The sequence below is a fragment of the Bradyrhizobium sp. BRP20 genome (assembly GCF_020194215.1).
Classification (GTDB): domain Bacteria; phylum Pseudomonadota; class Alphaproteobacteria; order Rhizobiales; family Xanthobacteraceae; genus Bradyrhizobium; species Bradyrhizobium yuanmingense.
On the sequence record NZ_JADYVY010000135.1, the window covers coordinates 1 to 271 of the forward strand.

The 271-nt window shown below is 59.8% G+C and carries 1 protein-coding gene; it reads left to right on the forward strand.

The features are described 5' to 3' along the window. The coding region (locus I6F33_RS38145; protein WP_225145816.1) for a transposase at nt 1-271 on the forward strand (271 nt) is incomplete at both ends.

Below are 271 nucleotides of genomic sequence, written 5' to 3' on the forward strand. Positions count from 1 at the left end.
TCGACAAGGGCTAACAGAACGGGGATTGGCCTGGGCCGTCGGCATCCCTCGGCACCTCAAGGTGTATCCGGTTGATGTGAAGCTCATTTGGCCGATTACCAAAGTCCGCGGGAAACCACGAAAGCACCACGTGCCGGATATCTTCATGCTGGCGAGCGCCAAATGGAAAACCGTGAGTTGGCGCAGCGGGACGAAAGGTCGGCTGAAAGCCCGATTTGCTGCTCTCCGTGTCCGCACCGCCGACGGCCCTCCGCAGCGAATCTGGGATAAG